Raw genomic sequence first — 16,467 nt, forward strand, 5'->3', positions numbered from 1 at the left:
CCTTACCTTACCTTACCTTACGTGAAACGAAACGATCGCACTATTTAATCTTATCCTAGGTCGCCAACAAAAAAGCCAGCACCTGTTTGACAGGTGCTGGCTCAATATGCGATTTAAAGCAAATTATTCAGCGATAACAGCAAATTCAGCTCCGGAAGCATAATCATCACCACGTTGGGAGTTAAGTCCTGTAAAGCGGATATAACGTCCTTTCACAGGCTTTTCGAATCGAACAGTTTTTAATTTTTTATTCCGTTCAAAAGATCCGGACATCACATCTTCCCAGTTCTTCCCATCTTTACTCACCTGGATCTTATAATCCTTGATATCACCATTCGGTCCATCCTGTCTTGGTAGAAAAGTGAAGCCCTTAATTGTTTTGCTACTTCCAGCATCAAAATCAACCCAATGTGGATACTGTGCTACGGTAACCGAATACATCGTATGCCAAATCGAGGAAGGATCTCCATCCAATAGGTTCTTGGCATCCCCTTCACCAGTCTCCTGACTTGAAGCAAAAACAACCTCCATTGGAATGGTTTCGATTTTAGTGTATTGTTGTGTTACCTTCAATTTTTCATTTTGTTGATACCAAGCCGTTACTGTACCACCGGCGCGTAAGTCAAAAGGCGCTTTATAAACACTTGCCTTTGCATTGTTCAAACTGTATAATACGGTCTCATTTTTATTTCCCGATTGAATAGAAACTTCTCCATTTGAACTTCTTGCCAACGAAATGGGCGCGTCACCGGCAGTCGCTACCTGAGCCTTTGCTATCATATCATTGTTCTGAATCGGACGGATAATGAAACCGATAGCCGTTGGTACTGCTTTCACACGGTCCTTTTCTAACGGTGGCCCTTGTCCACAGCTATTACCACCAAGTCCTGTTACAGCTGCATCAAGATGCACGTGTACGCCCGAACTTTTTGGTAATTGATAAGGGTGCGGTGCAAAGGTCAACTCAAGCTCACTATAGTCCAAAGCGGATGTTGATAAATGCTCTTTCGCAATAAAAACAACTCCCTGTCCAGCATTATTTGTCAATGCTGTCCAACGCACATCCTCATTGTTACTCATATTTTGCGGATTAGGCCATGGCACAAACTGATCTTTTACAGTGCTTTTGTGCAATTCAATAAATTGTGCTGTCTTCCGATCAGCATAATTATTGATCGGTCCACGTCCATAATAACTATAATTGCCATACTCGGTCGGTAATTGCAAAGCATATCCCAATCGAGCTAATACAACACTTGCATTATTGGATGTAATACTCGACGACAATTCAATAGAGCCATCCTTATAAATTGTCCAGATCTGATTGCTTGTAAATTTAAAATCATCTTTGCCAAAAGGCTTATCCGTATGCTCTTTAAGCGTGTAGGTTCCCGAAGTTCCCCCCAACAAAGACGCGCCATATGGAGCTTGCGATTCAACCGTAAACGCCAATACAACTGTTCCATCTTTCTTGGTATAACTGTTTGAAGACAAAACCTTATGTTTAAGGTTATGTAATCCTTTTTCAAACCATTGTTGGTAAGCCCAGTTGTCATTGTCAACCGGAGCACGTAGTGCATCCAATTTTGGGCCTTCGCCATCGCGGATAACTTGTTTACCGGCATATGTTAGATTATATATCGAGCCTGTTTTATTGTCAAACTTCGCGATAAACTGATCTCCTTTCACCACCTGCAAATCACCCTCTTTGGAAAGCGACGGAGCCCCTCCTTGTGCAACAGCGGAAATCAACGGTTTATTTTCAGCCGCTTTGACAAACAGTTGTTCCTCCATTTGAACAAAACCTTTGGCCGCCCAAGGTCGATCTGTATTGAGAATAAACTGTACTTTTACAAAATACTCCGATCCCGCATCTAACTGCGCATAATTTATCGGCAATATAAGCTGCTTGCGTTGGCGCGCTGTCGGCAAATCAGCGGCACTGATTGTACCTGCACTATTTTTTACTTCTACCCCATCCTTATATAGCGACCATTGAACCTGATAATCGGATAGATCTTTAAAATAATTTTTATTGAAAAGCTCAATTTTCCCCTGTTGAATATCAACAGCCTTTACGCCCGCATTTTGGTACACTTTCTTGACCTCAAAATACTGTGGTTTAGGTTTCATATCGGCAAAGATCAACCCATTATTGACAAAGGTTCCATCATTGGGTTTGTCTCCAAAGTCGCCGCCATAAGCGAGAAAGCGTTCGCCGGTCTTCTTATCGTAATAATACATAGCCTGATCAATCCAATCCCAAATGGCACCGCCCATAAAGAAGTTGGTCGATTCGATGGCTTCCCAATAATCAATTAGGTTACCAACGGCATTACCCATGGAATGTGAATACTCCGAGATATGAAATGGATATTTCAATTTGTAAGTGCCTTTTACAGCTCCTCTTACCCAGTCTATTGAGGGGTATTGATTGGAGCCCATATCAACGATTGTATTGTTACGCTCGTATTGAACAGGTCTTGACGTATCGATTTTCTTGATAGCCTGATAGGCGGCCACGAAATTATCACCCGGACCGGCTTCATTTCCTAAAGACCAGATAACCACTGCCGGATGGTTGATGGTCGAATGCACCATCTCGATATTACGGGCTACATGGGCATTTTTCCATTCAGGAACATGAGAAAGAGACTCTTTGCCATAATAATATTCATGGCTTTCGATATTGGCCTCATCCTCGAGATAAATTCCATATTTATCGCATAAATAATACCAATAAGCAGGTTCTGGATAATGCGAATTCCGGACATGGTTGATATTCGCCCGTTTCATTAATTTCACCTCAGCTTCCATCTGTTCTCTGGTCACTACTTTGCCATGTTCAGGATTGGTTTCATGACGGTTGACGCCTTTCAGTTTCACCGTCTTACCATTGACATAATAATAACGTCCGGACAAGCCAAATTCATCATCCGCAGCCTTGGTATCTTTAATCTCAACCTTTCTAAATCCAACATAGGTAGAAATAGTCTCAACCGTTTTGTTCTTTTTATCCTTCAATTCAGCCACCAAAGTATACCGATAAGGTAATTCGGCAGACCATTTATCCGGATTTTTGACGTTCAACGTTGCGGCGACGCTATTAGAAACTTGACCATCCAGGGCTGGCACAGCTGATGAAGCTTCTGTCTGATCAACAAGGGTATTCTCGTCACTGTATAGCTTATTTTTATAAAGTGAATAAACTACTTTATACCCTTCAGCTTTCTTACTACCCAGATTGCGTACAGTACTCGTAATTTTCAACGAACCATTTTCGTAATTGCTGTCCAAGTCTGGAATGGCCGCTAAATCGCGAATCTGAACTTTTGGCGTTGAAGTAAGCGAAACATCCCGAAATATCCCGGGCAATCTAAACATATCCTGATCTTCCAAAAAGGAAGCGTCCGAACTCCGGTAAACTTCAACAGCCAACACATTTTCAGCACCCTTTTTTAAGTAAGGCGAGATATTGAAAGATGCGACGTTTCTGGAATTTTTTGAAAATCCGACATATTTGCCATTTATCCACAGGTAGAAAAAGGAGTCTACACCATCAAAATTGATAAATACCTCACGACCGTCCCAATGAGTAGGTACTGTAAAGTTACGTCGGTACGATCCTACTTCATTACGGTAGACATAAGTTGTCCAATCTTGGGCTGGCGTCCGCATAACTCCACCGCGCCAATCATCGACCTTTACTTGATGATGAAAGATCACACGTTGATTGGTATAAATAGGTACACCATATTTTAAGCTTCCATCCTTCTGTATACCATAAATATTCCAGCTCATAGGGACTGGAACAGATTCCCAGGCACCCACATTATAATTCGGGTCATAAAAGTCCTTTGGTCGCTCTTCCGGGGTCTTTACCCAGTTAAACTTCCAGGATCCATTGAGCGAAAGCCAATAGTTACTATGCTCGGGAAGTACTTTTCGCGCACTTTCTACGTTCTGAAAGGAGAAGAACGACGCATGCGGCAACTCCTTATTAAGTGATAATAATTGAGGCGATTCCCATTCATTCCCTTTTGGAGCCGTTGTGGCTCCATACTGGAAACCGTCGATAGATGACGTAATCGTTTGCCCTATCGTGACGGTAGTGTCCAGCGACAGCAATGAGGCTAGAATCGTTGAAAAAATAACAGAGTTTCTTAACATAATGTAATTAAGCAATTTAGTCCAGGAAACCAAATGTAACTTCATTTTGTAGTAATAACAAGCAGATTATTAAAGCACTCGATTGCGAAACTTTTTCGATACAAAAAAGATCATATCGAACTTTAAAATTGTTCTATAGGTTCTCCATTTGAGGATCGTACATAAAACAATGTAAAAACGTAAAAAATTGACCCGGCGAAAAATAACGATGTCCTCCCAAAAGAAGCTGATTCCAATAAAAAACAAATGCTTTCGGTTTCAAGGAATAAGCCTTATTTTTGGGGATAGATTTCACTTTAAACAAATAAAAGTTTACGTTTGAAAATATTTCGAAGAATTTTATTTTTCAAAGGGTTACAATTTAAGCATTAAGGTATTAATAGGTGAGTAAATTCAGTAAATCAGTCCTGCTAGAAAATGATGAGCAAATTATTGAAGGCATCAAAGACGGCAACAGCTTGGCGATAGATGCTATCTACAAGCGGTACTATCCGTCTATAAGCCATATGATCTTGCAAAACAATGGAAGTGAGGATGAAGCGAAAGATATTTTTCAAGAAGCTGTCATTGTGCTCTACGATAAAGTTACCAAAGGGAACTTTGAGCTCAGCAGCAAACTTAAAACATATCTTTACTCGATTTGCAGAAGGCTTTGGCTTAAGCAACTCAATCGTGCTGGTTTTGGCAACAGTGACATTAGCGGTTATGAAGATTCCTTATTTGAGGAAGAAGATCTACAACAGCATCAAGAACTTGAAAAGAAGTTCGACCAAATGGAACTTGCCTTAGAGAAAATGGGAGAACCTTGTAAGACAATCTTACATGATTTCTACATCTTAAACCATTCGATGCAGGACATCTGTGATAAATTTGGTTATACCAATACAGATAATGCCAAGACTCAGAAGTATAAATGCCTACAACGGCTGAAAAAAATATTTTTTTCAACAGATTAAAATTAGTGTAACACCATGGGAACAATGAATCAAAAAGAATTTTTCGAATTAGCAGACCAGTATCTTCGCGGCGAATTATCGGCCGAAGAAAAAGCTGCATTTGAATCTTTTTGTGCTGATCAGCCCTCCTATGCTGCCCAATTACAACAACACCGCGAATTTGTTGCCAATATGAAAGAAACCAGTCAACGGCTGGATTTCAAAAATGCTTTAGCACAATCAGCAAAAGAATACCATAAAACCCAAAACAAACCCGCAAAGGTAGTTCCTATAAAACAATCAGCGGTAATTTCACTTTGGGAACGCATCAAAGCAAGTTCTTTAGTGGCTGCAGTGGTAGCGGTATTTGCAGTATTTGGCACATTATGGCTGAGCGGTTATTACAGCAACCTCGAGAAAGCATCTTCCGATTACAGTGCATTACGTAGAGACATGAACAATGTCAAAAAGAACGTCAACGCACACAACGCTGCTATCAGGGATATCAATGACAAAAAATCTGTAAAAGGTACCGAAAGCCAGTTTGGTGCAACAGGATTTATGTTGACGACAGATGGCTATGTCGTCACCAATTACCATGTCATTAGCGGGGCTGATTCGATCTATTTACAAAATAGTAAAGGCGAATCGTATAAAGCACAAATCGTACACACCGATCCAAGCAAAGACTTGGCGATCTTATACATCGCAGATAAGACCTTTAAGAAAGCTAAAAGCTTACCTTACACGTTCAAAACGTCGACTTCAGATCTTGGTGAAGATATTTATACGATCGGGTTTCCTCGGGACGAAGCAGTATATGGTCAGGGATACCTAAGTTCATCAACAGGTTATGCCGGTGATACCATCGCTTATCAGATCTCCGTACCTGTCAATCCAGGTAACAGTGGCGGTCCGGTATTGGATAGCAGAGGTAATGTGATTGGTATTATTTCCGGAAAACAACGTGGCATAGATGGTGCCGCCTTTGCAATCAAAACGAAATCAATCTTGAACGCCTTAGCGGACATACCAAGTGATTCACTGGTTACCGGTCTTAAGATCAACAAAAAGAATAGCTTGGCAGGTTTACCAAGAACAGAACAAATCAAGAAAATGCAAGACTATATCTACATGGTTAAAGTCTATTAGGAGGCATTTATAACTTATAAAAAAGGCAACGTTTTTCAACGTTGCCTTTTTTTGTTCTTTAATTCCAAGGGCTTACTCCCTATAGATTAGGCTGTGGCGTCGTTCTCAAATACGGTTTGATCTCTTTGAAGCCTTTTGGAAATTTAGCAGGAATATCTTCTGTCTTAATCGCTGGCACAACAATAACATCTTCACCATGCTTCCAGTCAGCGGGCGTAGCGACTTGATAATCGGCAGTTAACTGTAAAGAATCAATGACCCGTAAAATTTCATCAAAATTACGACCTGTTGATGCTGGATAGGTCAGCGTCAATTTGATCTTTTTGTCAGGACCGATAATAAATACGGAACGTACGGTCGCTGTTGCGGAAGCATTTGGGTGGATCATATCGTACAATTCGGATACATGATGATCTTCATCAGCAATAACCGGAAAATTCACTTCGGTATTTTGCGTTTCATTGATATCCTTAATCCAATTCAAGTGATCGTTTACATTATCGACGCTTAGCGCAATGGCCTTCACACCCCTCTTGTCAAATTCAGATTTCAATTTTGCCGTACGGCCCAACTCTGTAGTACATACCGGCGTATAATCTGACGGGTGCGAAAAGAAAACGACCCAGCTATCTTTGATATAATCGTGAAAGTCTATTTCACCAATGGTTGTTTGCGCTTTGAAATTTGGCGCTTCATCCCCTAATCTTAAACTCATAATCTTATTTTTTAAATGTGTTTAAATTATATAGTCTACAAATATAGTAGATTAAATTTAGCAAACAAGTAATTCTTCAATTTTTTAAATTGAAATGAAAAAACTAAACTTAATCCAATTGAAAGTAAGGATTTTACAATTATAAACAAAATGAAAACCAACATGCCCCTTGCTACTTGTCCGCCCTACCCTGGCCATTACTTTCCAAAATGCTTATAATGATTAGCTCAAGTAGATTAAAAAGTAATTTGCTATATTACTATGCCTGCATAATATATATTTTGTATATTTGAGTATGTTGGTACACCGAGCTCATAAAATGATTGTGAGTTGGGAGGAAACTTTTTGACAGCAAACCTTATTATATATACGTTATCGGCTTGGTAACTGATGAACCAAAAAACTGAAATGCCATGAATTTTGAATTAAGCGAAGAGCATAAAATGATCTGCGACGCAGCGCGGGAATTTGCCCAGGAGCTAAAGGCTGGGGCAATCGAGCGCGATGAAGCCGCAAAATTTCCAACAGATTTTGTCAAGCAAATGGGCGAACTAGGGTTTATGGGTATCATGACCCCCGAAGCTTATGGCGGAGCTGGAATGGATACGTTGGCCTATGTTCTTGTGCTCGAAGAAATTGCCAAAATTGATGCCTCAGCGGCCGTTATCGTATCCGCCCACAATTCCCTGGTATTATATGGACTCAATGCTTATGGTACAGAGGAACAAAAACAAAAGTACCTGATTCCTTTAGCGAAAGGTGAAAAACTTGGTGCTTTTGCGTTGTCAGAACCTGAAGCTGGTTCGGACGCCTCCTCACAGCATACCACCGCCGAAGATAAGGGGGATCACTATCTCCTAAATGGTACAAAAAATTGGATCACCAATGGTGGCCATGCCGATATCTATCTTGTCATTGCACAGACACATCCTGAAAAAGGCCACAAAGGAATCAATGTATTGATCGTTGAAAAAGGGCTGCCGGGATTTACCATTGGTCCTAAAGAAAACAAATTGGGTATCCGTAGTTCCGATACCCATTCACTCCTATTTTCCGATGTTCAGGTTCCCAAGGAAAACCGTATCGGAGAAGATGGCTTCGGATTTAAATTTGCTATGAAAACACTCGATGGCGGTCGCATTGGGATTGCGGCACAGGCCTTAGGAATTGCTGCGGGTGCCTATGACCTTGCTTTGGCTTACTCAAAAGAACGAAAGACCTTTGGAAAACCGATTTCGGATCATCAGGCCATACAGTTTAAATTGGCCGACATGGAAGTTGATATCGAGGCAGCTCGACTTTTGACGTATAAAGCTGCCTGGACGAAAGACCAGGGGCTTCCTTACGGTAAAGAAGCTGCCATGGCCAAACTGCATGCATCTGAAGTTGCCATGAAACACACTGTCGAAGCTGTACAGATCCACGGTGGCTACGGTTACGTAAAAGAATATCATGTCGAGAGGTTAATGCGCGACGCAAAAATCACGCAAATATATGAGGGAACTTCTGAGATCCAACGTCTGGTGATTGCCCGTGAGATCCTGCGCTAAGGTCTCCGTCATGCAATGAACCCAAAAAGTTAAACACTTTTTTAGGACATTGCATGACGGAGACCTTTATTAATCTAAAGACTCTTCAATTTGTTATCGATCATAGCAAGATATTGATAATCCTGAAAGGCAAAGCTTGCCGTTTCTGCCATCGCCAGATTCAAAATAAACTTTGCTTTACGAAGTAAATTCTCCTGATTGCCATCTGTAGCATTCAACCCATCAAATAACAACGTTAAAGCCAATGGATGTAGTTGCTGAATTTGAAGATCTGTTTTGAGATATGCCGAAAGTTCATTTTCGGAAAGATTTAAAAAATAGGTCCTACTCTTTTCGAAGAATTTCTCATAAGCATCTTCAAATACTGCTGGATCAGTCGGCTCCGTAAAAGCATCATGCCCTTCTGTCCATATGCGAAGAAATTTACCAATTTCTTCGATCCAATTCATCAATACATCTTTCTTAAAACTTAATCCCATGATCTATGCTTATCTGATCTGTCCATTTCCGCGGACAATCCACTTCTCTGTTACCAATTTTTCCAATGCAAATGGTCCACGGGCATGTAATTTTTGGGTCGAGATACCTATTTCCGCACCCAGACCAAACTCACCTCCGTCCGTAAAACGTGTAGATGCATTGGCATATACCGCGGCAGCATCCACTGTATTCAAAAATTGTTCAATATGGAGTTCACTGGAAGAAACAATACATTCCGAATGTTTGGAAGAATATTTTGCGATATGCTCCAAAGCTTCGTCCAAACTGGTGACCGTCTTTATTGAACACTTCAAATCTAAAAATTCTCTTCCAAAATCGGCTTCATCTGCGCGCTTTAAATTTGAAAAATGTTGACCCTGTAATACCTCATAAGCTGTAGGGTCCGCGAAAACTTCCACCTGAGCATCTTCAAAATAAGTTTTCAATTTCGTTAGGAACTCGGCAGCAACAGCACGATCGACCAAAACAGTATCTAAAGAATTACACACCGATGGCCTGGAAATTTTAGCATTGGCAACAATTTTCGCTGCCATATCCAAATCTGCTGTACGGTCCACATAAGTATGGCATACTCCTGCTCCAGTTTCAATAACTGGTACTTTAGCGTGTTCCCTGACATAATCGATCAGCGACTGTGAACCCCGTGGTATGATAATATCCACGAATTGAGTAGCTTCCAATAATTCCGAAACATGCTTCCTATCAACAGGCAACAGTTGCACAATAGTTGTTGCAATACCATACTGCTCCAAGACAGCATGGATCACTTTCAACAACGCCTCGTTGGTGTGTAACGCGTCCGAACCACCGCGCAATAGACAAACGTTACCCGACTGAATACACAATGCAGCAACATCTATCGTCACATTAGGTCGCGATTCGTAGATGACCCCAACGACTCCGAGTGGAACCGTAATTTTCTCGATCTCCAATCCATTTGGCAATATCTTTTTTAGTAATAACTGATCTGTTGGATCTGCCAACTGAGCGATCTGCTTAACACTGTCAGCCAAACCTTTTAGACGATCGCTATTGAGCAAAAGACGATCCTTTTTGGGGTCGTCATCAGCCATACGATCCAAATCAATCTTATTGGCTTTTAATACATCAGTAGTATGTGCGATAAGACCTTCTGCGATGGCATTTAAAATAGTTATTTTGGTATCAGGAGCCAGTTGTTGCAAAATTTGTTTTGCTTTGGCCGCCGCCTGAAGTTGGTTTAAGATGGATTCACTCATAATAATACAATATCATTTGCATGTGCAATTTCTACATTTTTTTTACTGGTCTGGGACAAAGCGGATGAATCCATCTTCGCGCGGGCAACGGCAACAGTTAAGCCTTCTAGATTGACAATATTTAACACTTCTCCTTTTTCAAAATGCTCGACGATACGGGTTACCCCCACAGCGAGTAAACTTTTGTGCTTCAATAATGCTTCCTCCGCTCCACGATCAACCATCAATTCCCCTTTTATTAAACTTCCACTCGCGAGCCATTTCTTGCGGGAAGAGATCTTCTTACTTTGAGCCAGACACAATGTGCCAGTCTCGTGCTTAACCGCTTTTTGTATCGCCTCCTCGGTTTGCATACTAAAAATCACCACAGCAATCCCCATTTGATTGGCCAATCGGGCAAAGTTCAATTTCGAGGTCATTCCCCCTAATCCTACGGAAGATTTATCCTTCCTTGCCAGCCCTAAAATATCCCGGTCAATTGTTTCAATTTGCGGTATAATCTTGTTGTTTGCATCCAACACACCAGGAACGGAAGTGCTAAACAGTAATTTTTCGGCACCAAAACCAACAGCAATCAAGGTTGCCAGCTCATCATTATCTGAAAACTTCAGTTCTTTATTACTCACCACATCATTTTCATTTGCGATTGGAATAACATTGTTCCGCCACAATTCCTCATACGTATTTTTCAATTGTAGAAATTGATCCCGATTGGAAAAGTGATGTCGCTCACATAAACTCTGCGCCAATGAAATTTTAAACGGTCGGAAATAAGTAGAATACGTATTAATCAATATAGGGTTCCCAATTGCAGCAGCTGCTTTGCGTTCGGATAGCGTTCCTGTGTAGCTGGGCAGAAAACGTTTACCGGCAGCAACAGCACCTGAAGAGACCAAGACGATATTGTATTTCTTTTGTAAGGAAGCAATTTGCCTAGCGATCTCCAAAACAATACGTTCATCAACTTCTCCCTCTTTCGTGGTAATAGAAGCCGATCCAAATTTGACAACGAGAATTGGCTTTTTCATTTTTTAGTATGTTTTAGTTTAGATTTGAGCACTAATTTACTGAGAAGAATTTGATTTACGCAAAATATGTTAACAATTGAACAATATAGTTCAATCGTTAACCTTAGGAAGTACGGCCCAATCTATTAGGTCCAGGAGCATTCGTGTACCCGGCGTTTAACCCGTAGGAAATTTTACTTTGGCAGAATGCTGAGCACAAAAAACAGTATTATGCTGTAGATTAAATGTTTCATATGTAGCCAATTTATTTACAATTGCTACAAATATGGACGGTGGAATCTTAATTTATACGCTATTTAGCGTCGTTTAACAAATCTTAAATTGATTAACAATAATTAAAACCGACTTCCTTTACGAAGGGAATCGCTCTTCATAGAGCTTCTCCAAGGAGAACATTTCATCACGATATTTCGCTGCTTCCAAGAAATCCATTTCCTTCGCTGATTTATCCATTTTCTTCCGTACGTTATCGATCGCTTTCTTCAGATCCTTCTCACTGAGATACTGCATCACTGGATCAGCTGCAATGGCCTGCGACGGATCAGGTTCAACATAAATTTTAGGTTCAATACCCGAGAAATCAGCAACAGAAGTCTGCTCTAAGATCTCTTCTCTTGTTTTGCCCACAGTACGCGGTGTAATGCCATGTTCCAAGTTATATTTCATCTGCTTGTCTCGGCGACGATTGGTTTCATCTATTGTGACACGCATGCTATCCGTCATTTTATCCGCATACATAATAACCCGACCTTTATCATTCCGGGCCGCGCGACCAATCGTCTGAATAAGCGATCGTTCGGAACGCAGAAAGCCCTCCTTATCCGCATCGAGAATAGCAACAAGCGTGACCTCCGGCAAATCAAGCCCCTCACGAAGTAAATTCACCCCGACCAGGATATCAAATTCACCCAAGCGGAGCCCCCGCAAGATTTCAACCCGCTCCAAGGTTTTAATTTCAGAGTGGATATAACGGACTTTTAAGTTCAGCTTGGTCATATATTTGGAAAGTTCTTCAGCCATGCGTTTGGTCAATGTAGTAGCCAAAACACGTCCTCCCTCTTTAATGGTCTTATCGACTTCTTCCAAGAAATCATCGACCTGATTAATCGCTGGTCGTACTTCAATAATTGGATCCAGAAGTCCTGTTGGGCGAATGACCTGCTCAACGACAACACCTTCGGTCTGCTGCAGTTCGTAATCGCCCGGAGTCGCCGATACATAAATCGTCTGATTTGTCAAGGATTCAAACTCCGGAAAGTTTAAAGGTCTATTATCCAAAGCCGCGGGCAACCTAAACCCATGTTCTACCAAGGAAACTTTTCGCGATCGGTCACCTCCATACATCGCACGTAATTGTGGTAAGGTCACGTGACTCTCATCAATGACCAGCAGGTAATCTTCCGGAAAATAATCCAGCAAACAGAACGGACGCATCCCCGGTTGTCTACCATCAAAAAAGCGGGAATAATTTTCAATCCCCGAACAATAGCCCAGTTCACGCATCATTTCCAGATCATAATTGACGCGCTCCTCTAAACGCTTCGCCTCCAGCATTAAGCCCTCGTCTTCCAGTTGCGTTTTCCGTTGCATCAATTCATCTTGGATAGCCCAGATCGATTCTTTGAATTTTTCTTTCGGTGTAACGAAGAGATTTGCTGGAAAAAGAGCAAGATCTTCCATCTTGTTGAGCGTTTTCCCTGAAATGGGATCGATCTCACTCAGTTCATCAATTTCATCCCCAAAGAATGAAATCCGAATAGCATTATCCAAGTATGCCGGAAACACGTCCACTGTATCACCTTTAACCCGAAAGGTACCCCGTTTAAACTCTGTGGTCGTTCGCGAATATAAAATCTCCACCAACTTATGCAGGAAAGCGTTTCTAGTGACAGTCATACCGACCCCAAAACGAAAGATAGACCGGGAGAAATCTTCCGGATTTCCCATACCGTAGATACAGGATACCGAAGAGACGACAACGATATCACGCCGTCCCGACATCAATGACGACGTGGTTGCCAAACGCAGCTTTTCGATTTCCTCGTTAATCGCCAAATCCTTCTCGATGTAGGTATTCGTCGAAGCAATAAAAGCTTCGGGTTGATAATAATCGTAATAAGACACAAAATAGTTGACCGAGTTATTGGGAAAGAACTGTTTGAATTCACCGTACAACTGAGCCGCCAAAGTTTTATTGTGGCTTAAAATCAATGTCGGCTTTTGGGTTTCCTGAATCACATTAGCCACAGTAAAGGTCTTACCCGAACCTGTCACCCCCAAAAGCGTCTGGTATTGCTCTGCCTGCTCTACCCCTGCTACCAACTGCTTAATTGCTTCTGGCTGATCGCCTGTGGGTTTGTATTCCGATGTCAATTCAAATTTCATATATTTCCTGTGTCTTTAAGAAAACCATTCAGGCCTTTTCCAGCAAACATTGCACCACGAATTGCTTGAGCCCTAAGCTCAAAAACAGTTTTTGTAATCCGATGGTTTCAATCTGCTTCAAGACGATTTGTTGACCTGTGGTCCAGGCCATATCCTGCTATGTTCTTACACAAATTTACTAAAAATTTTACCATTTTAGCGCAAACTATAATAATACCATAGATGTTATTACTTTCAATTGATTATTTATTATCTTTAGCTTAACTGAACTAGCACACACGCCATGGTCACTATTCTATCTACCCAAAATAGCATTGCAAATCATTTTATTGCCGAACTGAGAGATATCACGATTCAACAGGATCGCATGCGCTTTCGTCGGAATCTGGAACGATTAGGTGAAATTTTCGCTTATGAAATCAGCAAGACGATGGCTTATAAACCTGTTGAAGTTGAAACTCCGTTAGGTGTGGCCAAAACCCATCTCTTGATGGAACAACCCGTACTCGCTACAATTCTGAGAGCGGGACTTCCCTTTCATCAGGGACTTTTAAATGTATTTGATCATGCCGACAATACCTTCATTGCGGCCTATCGGCATACCAAAAAGAGCGGTGAGTTTGAAATTCATAAAGAATATGTTAATACACCAAACTTAGATAATCGTACAGTAATCATTGTAGACCCCATGTTGGCCACAGGAAAGAGCCTTGTATTATGCTGTAAGGATCTCCTGGCCGAATATGACATCAAGGAATTACACATTGTTGCAGCCATTGCATCCGAGGAAGGACTGAATCACGTTCAGGCTTTTGTACCTACGGCACACATCTGGGTAGGTGACGTCGACCACGAACTGACCTCAAAAGCTTATATTGTACCTGGACTCGGTGATGCCGGAGACCTGGCCTACGGTGTAAAACATCATCAATGTGGATAAATTATTTAAAACTAAATTAACACTTAGATCATTGAAATTCAGTAAATTTATGTCAATGATGAAGTTTAATTTTTTTATATCTAATCTATATCGCTATGAGATGGCAAAAATACAATGGCGAATCCATTCGCTCCACGATTTTCGATGCTGTTGAGGAAGTCATTAAACGAGAAGATGCCCTAGGGAATAAGCTCAAGGTTTATATAGGCACCGATTCCCAAGTCAAGAGAGGCATCATCGACTTCGCTACAGTCATCGTCTTTCTCCGGGAACATAAAGGTGGATTTATGTTTATCCAACGGGACAAAAGGCATCACCGAATGAGCATTAAAGAAAGGATGCTGCTCGAAGTCCAAAAATCCATCGATATAGCCTATCAACTCTGCCCCCTCCTCGAAAAACACAAAGTAGACCTCGAAGTCCACGCCGACATCAACACCAATCCAAATTTCCAGTCAAATGTTGCCCTGAAAGAAGCCATGGGCTATATTATGGGTATGGGATTTGTTTTTAAGGCCAAGCCCGAGTCCTTTGCCAGTACCAATTGCGCGAATAAACAGGTTCAATAACGGACTATAGGGCAGACTTTGTATATTTAGGGTGTAATTTTTAATACACCACATGCAGGATTTTTTTCAGCAGATTGCGCGTCAATTTGCCCAGACCTCTTGGCTCGAATGGTTAGGTACCCTGACAGGCTTTCTTTGTGTCTATTTGGCCGCTAAGCAAAATATATGGAACTGGCCAATCAGTATCATCAGCGTAGCGTCCTACGCGATTCTGTTTTATAATGCCAAACTGTACGGAGATACTGTACTACAGTTCTACTTCCTGTCCACAGCTGTGTACGGTTGGTATTATTGGATAAGACGAAAAGAAGAAAAAAAGAAACCTATCGTCAAAGCCAGCAATGGGCAGCTGCTCCTTTGCCTCCTGGCAATCCTGATCCTAACACTATCAATCGGTTATCTCCTCGATAGCAAGACGAATTCCGATGTCCCTTATATTGACGCATTCTGCACCTCCGTAAGTTTTGTTGCTCAATTTCTGATGACGCGCAAAGTGCTTCAAAATTGGCTCTTATGGGTATTTGTGGATATTTGTTATATCCCGCTCTATATACACAAAGACCTTATGCTGACCGCAGTACTCTACCTTGTTTTCACGCTCATCGCTTGGAATGGCTATCGCGATTGGCAGAAAACCTATAAAAATTTTGCGTAATATTGCGTATCAAAACGATCGATGTGGGAAAAGATTTCATAAAAATTGCCGTTGTTGGCCCCGAGTCCACCGGAAAATCAACGATGGCACAATTTCTTGCCAAGGAATTTCAGACGGTATGCGTACCCGAGTATTCACGTTATTATTGCCAAAGCCTCAACAATAAATATACCCTGCAGGACGAAGTCAATATGTTTTATGGACAGGTAGCCCTAGAGGAAGCCCTGATCCCTTTAGCGCAAGACCAGCTCCTCATCTGTGACACCACCTTTCTTACGGTAAAAATTTGGTCAGATCATCTTTTCGGTCATACGCCGCAGGAAGTCACCGATAAAATTCAACAACATGTTTATGATCTCTATCTGCTGATGGATATCGATCTACCTTGGCAGGATGATCCACTACGGGATTTTCCCGAACAGCGCGAACACTTCATGGAGATCTGGAAAAGCGAATTGAACGCCATTAATGCGAATTACCGTCTTATTTCCGGGCTCGGCGACCAACGTCTTGAAAATGGACTTCATGCGGTAAAAGATTTTCTGACATTGATTTGAGACAAGTGTCTTGACGAAGCAGCCTTTTACAGCTATATTTGTAAGCATAAAGTATAGCTGTTGTTTATACGG

The 16,467-nt window shown here is 41.4% G+C and carries 13 protein-coding genes; 7 read left to right on the forward strand and 6 right to left on the reverse strand.

Going from position 1 to position 16,467, the window contains the following annotated elements:
- Positions 1-123: 123 nt before the first annotated feature.
- Positions 124-4,170 carry a glycoside hydrolase family 2 TIM barrel-domain containing protein gene (locus B3H30_RS18525; RefSeq protein WP_070563599.1) on the reverse strand — a complete coding sequence of 1,349 codons (4,047 nt, stop codon included), beginning with the start codon at positions 4,168-4,170 and terminating at the stop codon, positions 124-126.
- 383 nt (positions 4,171-4,553) lie between these two features.
- On the opposite strand from B3H30_RS18525, the gene B3H30_RS18530 reads away from it, so the two are divergent.
- A complete protein-coding gene (locus B3H30_RS18530) occupies positions 4,554-5,126 on the forward strand; it encodes an RNA polymerase sigma factor (protein ID WP_046672312.1) in 573 nt (190 codons plus the stop codon).
- Between the two features lie 24 nt (positions 5,127-5,150).
- Entirely contained in the window at positions 5,151-6,257 is a 1,107-nt protein-coding gene (locus B3H30_RS18535; protein WP_236586131.1) for a S1 family peptidase, read from the forward strand.
- A gap of 79 nt (positions 6,258-6,336) precedes the next feature.
- On the opposite strand, the gene B3H30_RS18540 is transcribed toward B3H30_RS18535, so the two are convergent.
- Positions 6,337-6,972: a peroxiredoxin gene (locus tag B3H30_RS18540; RefSeq protein WP_070563280.1), complete on the reverse strand. Its 636-nt coding sequence runs from the start codon at positions 6,970-6,972 to the stop codon at positions 6,337-6,339.
- A 413-nt stretch (positions 6,973-7,385) separates the two neighbouring features.
- Between B3H30_RS18540 and B3H30_RS18545 the strand changes: the two genes are divergently transcribed.
- Positions 7,386-8,522: an acyl-CoA dehydrogenase gene (locus B3H30_RS18545; RefSeq protein WP_070563277.1), complete on the forward strand. Its 1,137-nt coding sequence runs from the start codon at positions 7,386-7,388 to the stop codon at positions 8,520-8,522.
- Positions 8,523-8,596: 74 nt separating this feature from the next.
- On the opposite strand, the gene B3H30_RS18550 is transcribed toward B3H30_RS18545, so the two are convergent.
- The 4 genes from B3H30_RS18550 to uvrB all read right to left on the reverse strand — a co-directional run bounded on the left by B3H30_RS18550 (position 8,597) and on the right by uvrB (position 13,674).
- Positions 8,597-9,001, reverse strand: a complete 405-nt coding sequence (locus B3H30_RS18550; RefSeq protein WP_046672308.1) for a hypothetical protein — start codon at positions 8,999-9,001, stop codon at positions 8,597-8,599.
- A gap of 9 nt (positions 9,002-9,010) precedes the next feature.
- A complete protein-coding gene (locus B3H30_RS18555) occupies positions 9,011-10,261 on the reverse strand; it encodes a glutamate-5-semialdehyde dehydrogenase (protein WP_070563274.1) in 1,251 nt (416 codons plus the stop codon).
- Positions 10,258-11,289, reverse strand: a complete 1,032-nt coding sequence (proB, locus tag B3H30_RS18560) for a glutamate 5-kinase (RefSeq protein ID WP_046672306.1) — start codon at positions 11,287-11,289, stop codon at positions 10,258-10,260. The genes B3H30_RS18555 and proB overlap by 4 nt, the downstream gene beginning before the upstream one ends.
- 351 nt (positions 11,290-11,640) lie before the next feature.
- On the reverse strand, positions 11,641-13,674 hold the full coding sequence (gene uvrB, locus B3H30_RS18565) for an excinuclease ABC subunit UvrB (RefSeq protein WP_070563271.1): 2,034 nt from the start codon (positions 13,672-13,674) through the stop codon (positions 11,641-11,643).
- A 283-nt stretch (positions 13,675-13,957) separates the two neighbouring features.
- Here uvrB and upp point away from each other — a divergent pair, with 283 nt between their 5' ends.
- From upp to B3H30_RS18585, 4 genes are all read left to right on the forward strand, one after another.
- The gene (gene upp, locus B3H30_RS18570; protein WP_070563268.1) at positions 13,958-14,614 is read left to right on the forward strand and encodes a uracil phosphoribosyltransferase; all 657 of its coding nucleotides are present in this window, start codon (positions 13,958-13,960) and stop codon (positions 14,612-14,614) included.
- Between the two features lie 95 nt (positions 14,615-14,709).
- Positions 14,710-15,183: a ribonuclease H-like YkuK family protein gene (locus B3H30_RS18575; protein ID WP_046672303.1), complete on the forward strand. Its 474-nt coding sequence runs from the start codon at positions 14,710-14,712 to the stop codon at positions 15,181-15,183.
- Between the two features lie 52 nt (positions 15,184-15,235).
- Positions 15,236-15,838, forward strand: coding sequence for a nicotinamide riboside transporter PnuC (pnuC, locus tag B3H30_RS18580; RefSeq protein ID WP_070563266.1), 603 nt, complete (start codon positions 15,236-15,238; stop codon positions 15,836-15,838).
- Between the two features lie 23 nt (positions 15,839-15,861).
- Complete coding sequence (locus B3H30_RS18585) at positions 15,862-16,395, forward strand: AAA family ATPase (RefSeq protein ID WP_070563596.1); 534 nt, start codon at positions 15,862-15,864, stop codon at positions 16,393-16,395.
- The last annotated feature ends 72 nt before the right edge of the window (positions 16,396-16,467 follow it).

It is taken from the genome of Sphingobacterium sp. UBA7038 (assembly GCF_002494055.1).
Lineage (GTDB): Bacteria > Bacteroidota > Bacteroidia > Sphingobacteriales > Sphingobacteriaceae > Sphingobacterium > Sphingobacterium multivorum.

Coding starts and splice junctions, on each gene's coding strand:
- proB (WP_046672306.1), bottom strand. CDS start 11,289: ATGAAAAAGCCAATTCTCGTTGTCAAATTTGGATCGGCTTCTATTACC.
- B3H30_RS18525 (WP_070563599.1), bottom strand. CDS start 4,170: ATGTTAAGAAACTCTGTTATTTTTTCAACGATTCTAGCCTCATTGCTG.
- pnuC (WP_070563266.1), top strand. CDS start 15,236: ATGCAGGATTTTTTTCAGCAGATTGCGCGTCAATTTGCCCAGACCTCT.
- B3H30_RS18535 (WP_236586131.1), top strand. CDS start 5,151: ATGAATCAAAAAGAATTTTTCGAATTAGCAGACCAGTATCTTCGCGGC.
- B3H30_RS18545 (WP_070563277.1), top strand. CDS start 7,386: ATGAATTTTGAATTAAGCGAAGAGCATAAAATGATCTGCGACGCAGCG.
- uvrB (WP_070563271.1), bottom strand. CDS start 13,674: ATGAAATTTGAATTGACATCGGAATACAAACCCACAGGCGATCAGCCA.
- B3H30_RS18575 (WP_046672303.1), top strand. CDS start 14,710: ATGAGATGGCAAAAATACAATGGCGAATCCATTCGCTCCACGATTTTC.
- B3H30_RS18540 (WP_070563280.1), bottom strand. CDS start 6,972: ATGAGTTTAAGATTAGGGGATGAAGCGCCAAATTTCAAAGCGCAAACA.
- B3H30_RS18550 (WP_046672308.1), bottom strand. CDS start 9,001: ATGGGATTAAGTTTTAAGAAAGATGTATTGATGAATTGGATCGAAGAA.
- upp (WP_070563268.1), top strand. CDS start 13,958: ATGGTCACTATTCTATCTACCCAAAATAGCATTGCAAATCATTTTATT.
- B3H30_RS18555 (WP_070563274.1), bottom strand. CDS start 10,261: ATGAGTGAATCCATCTTAAACCAACTTCAGGCGGCGGCCAAAGCAAAA.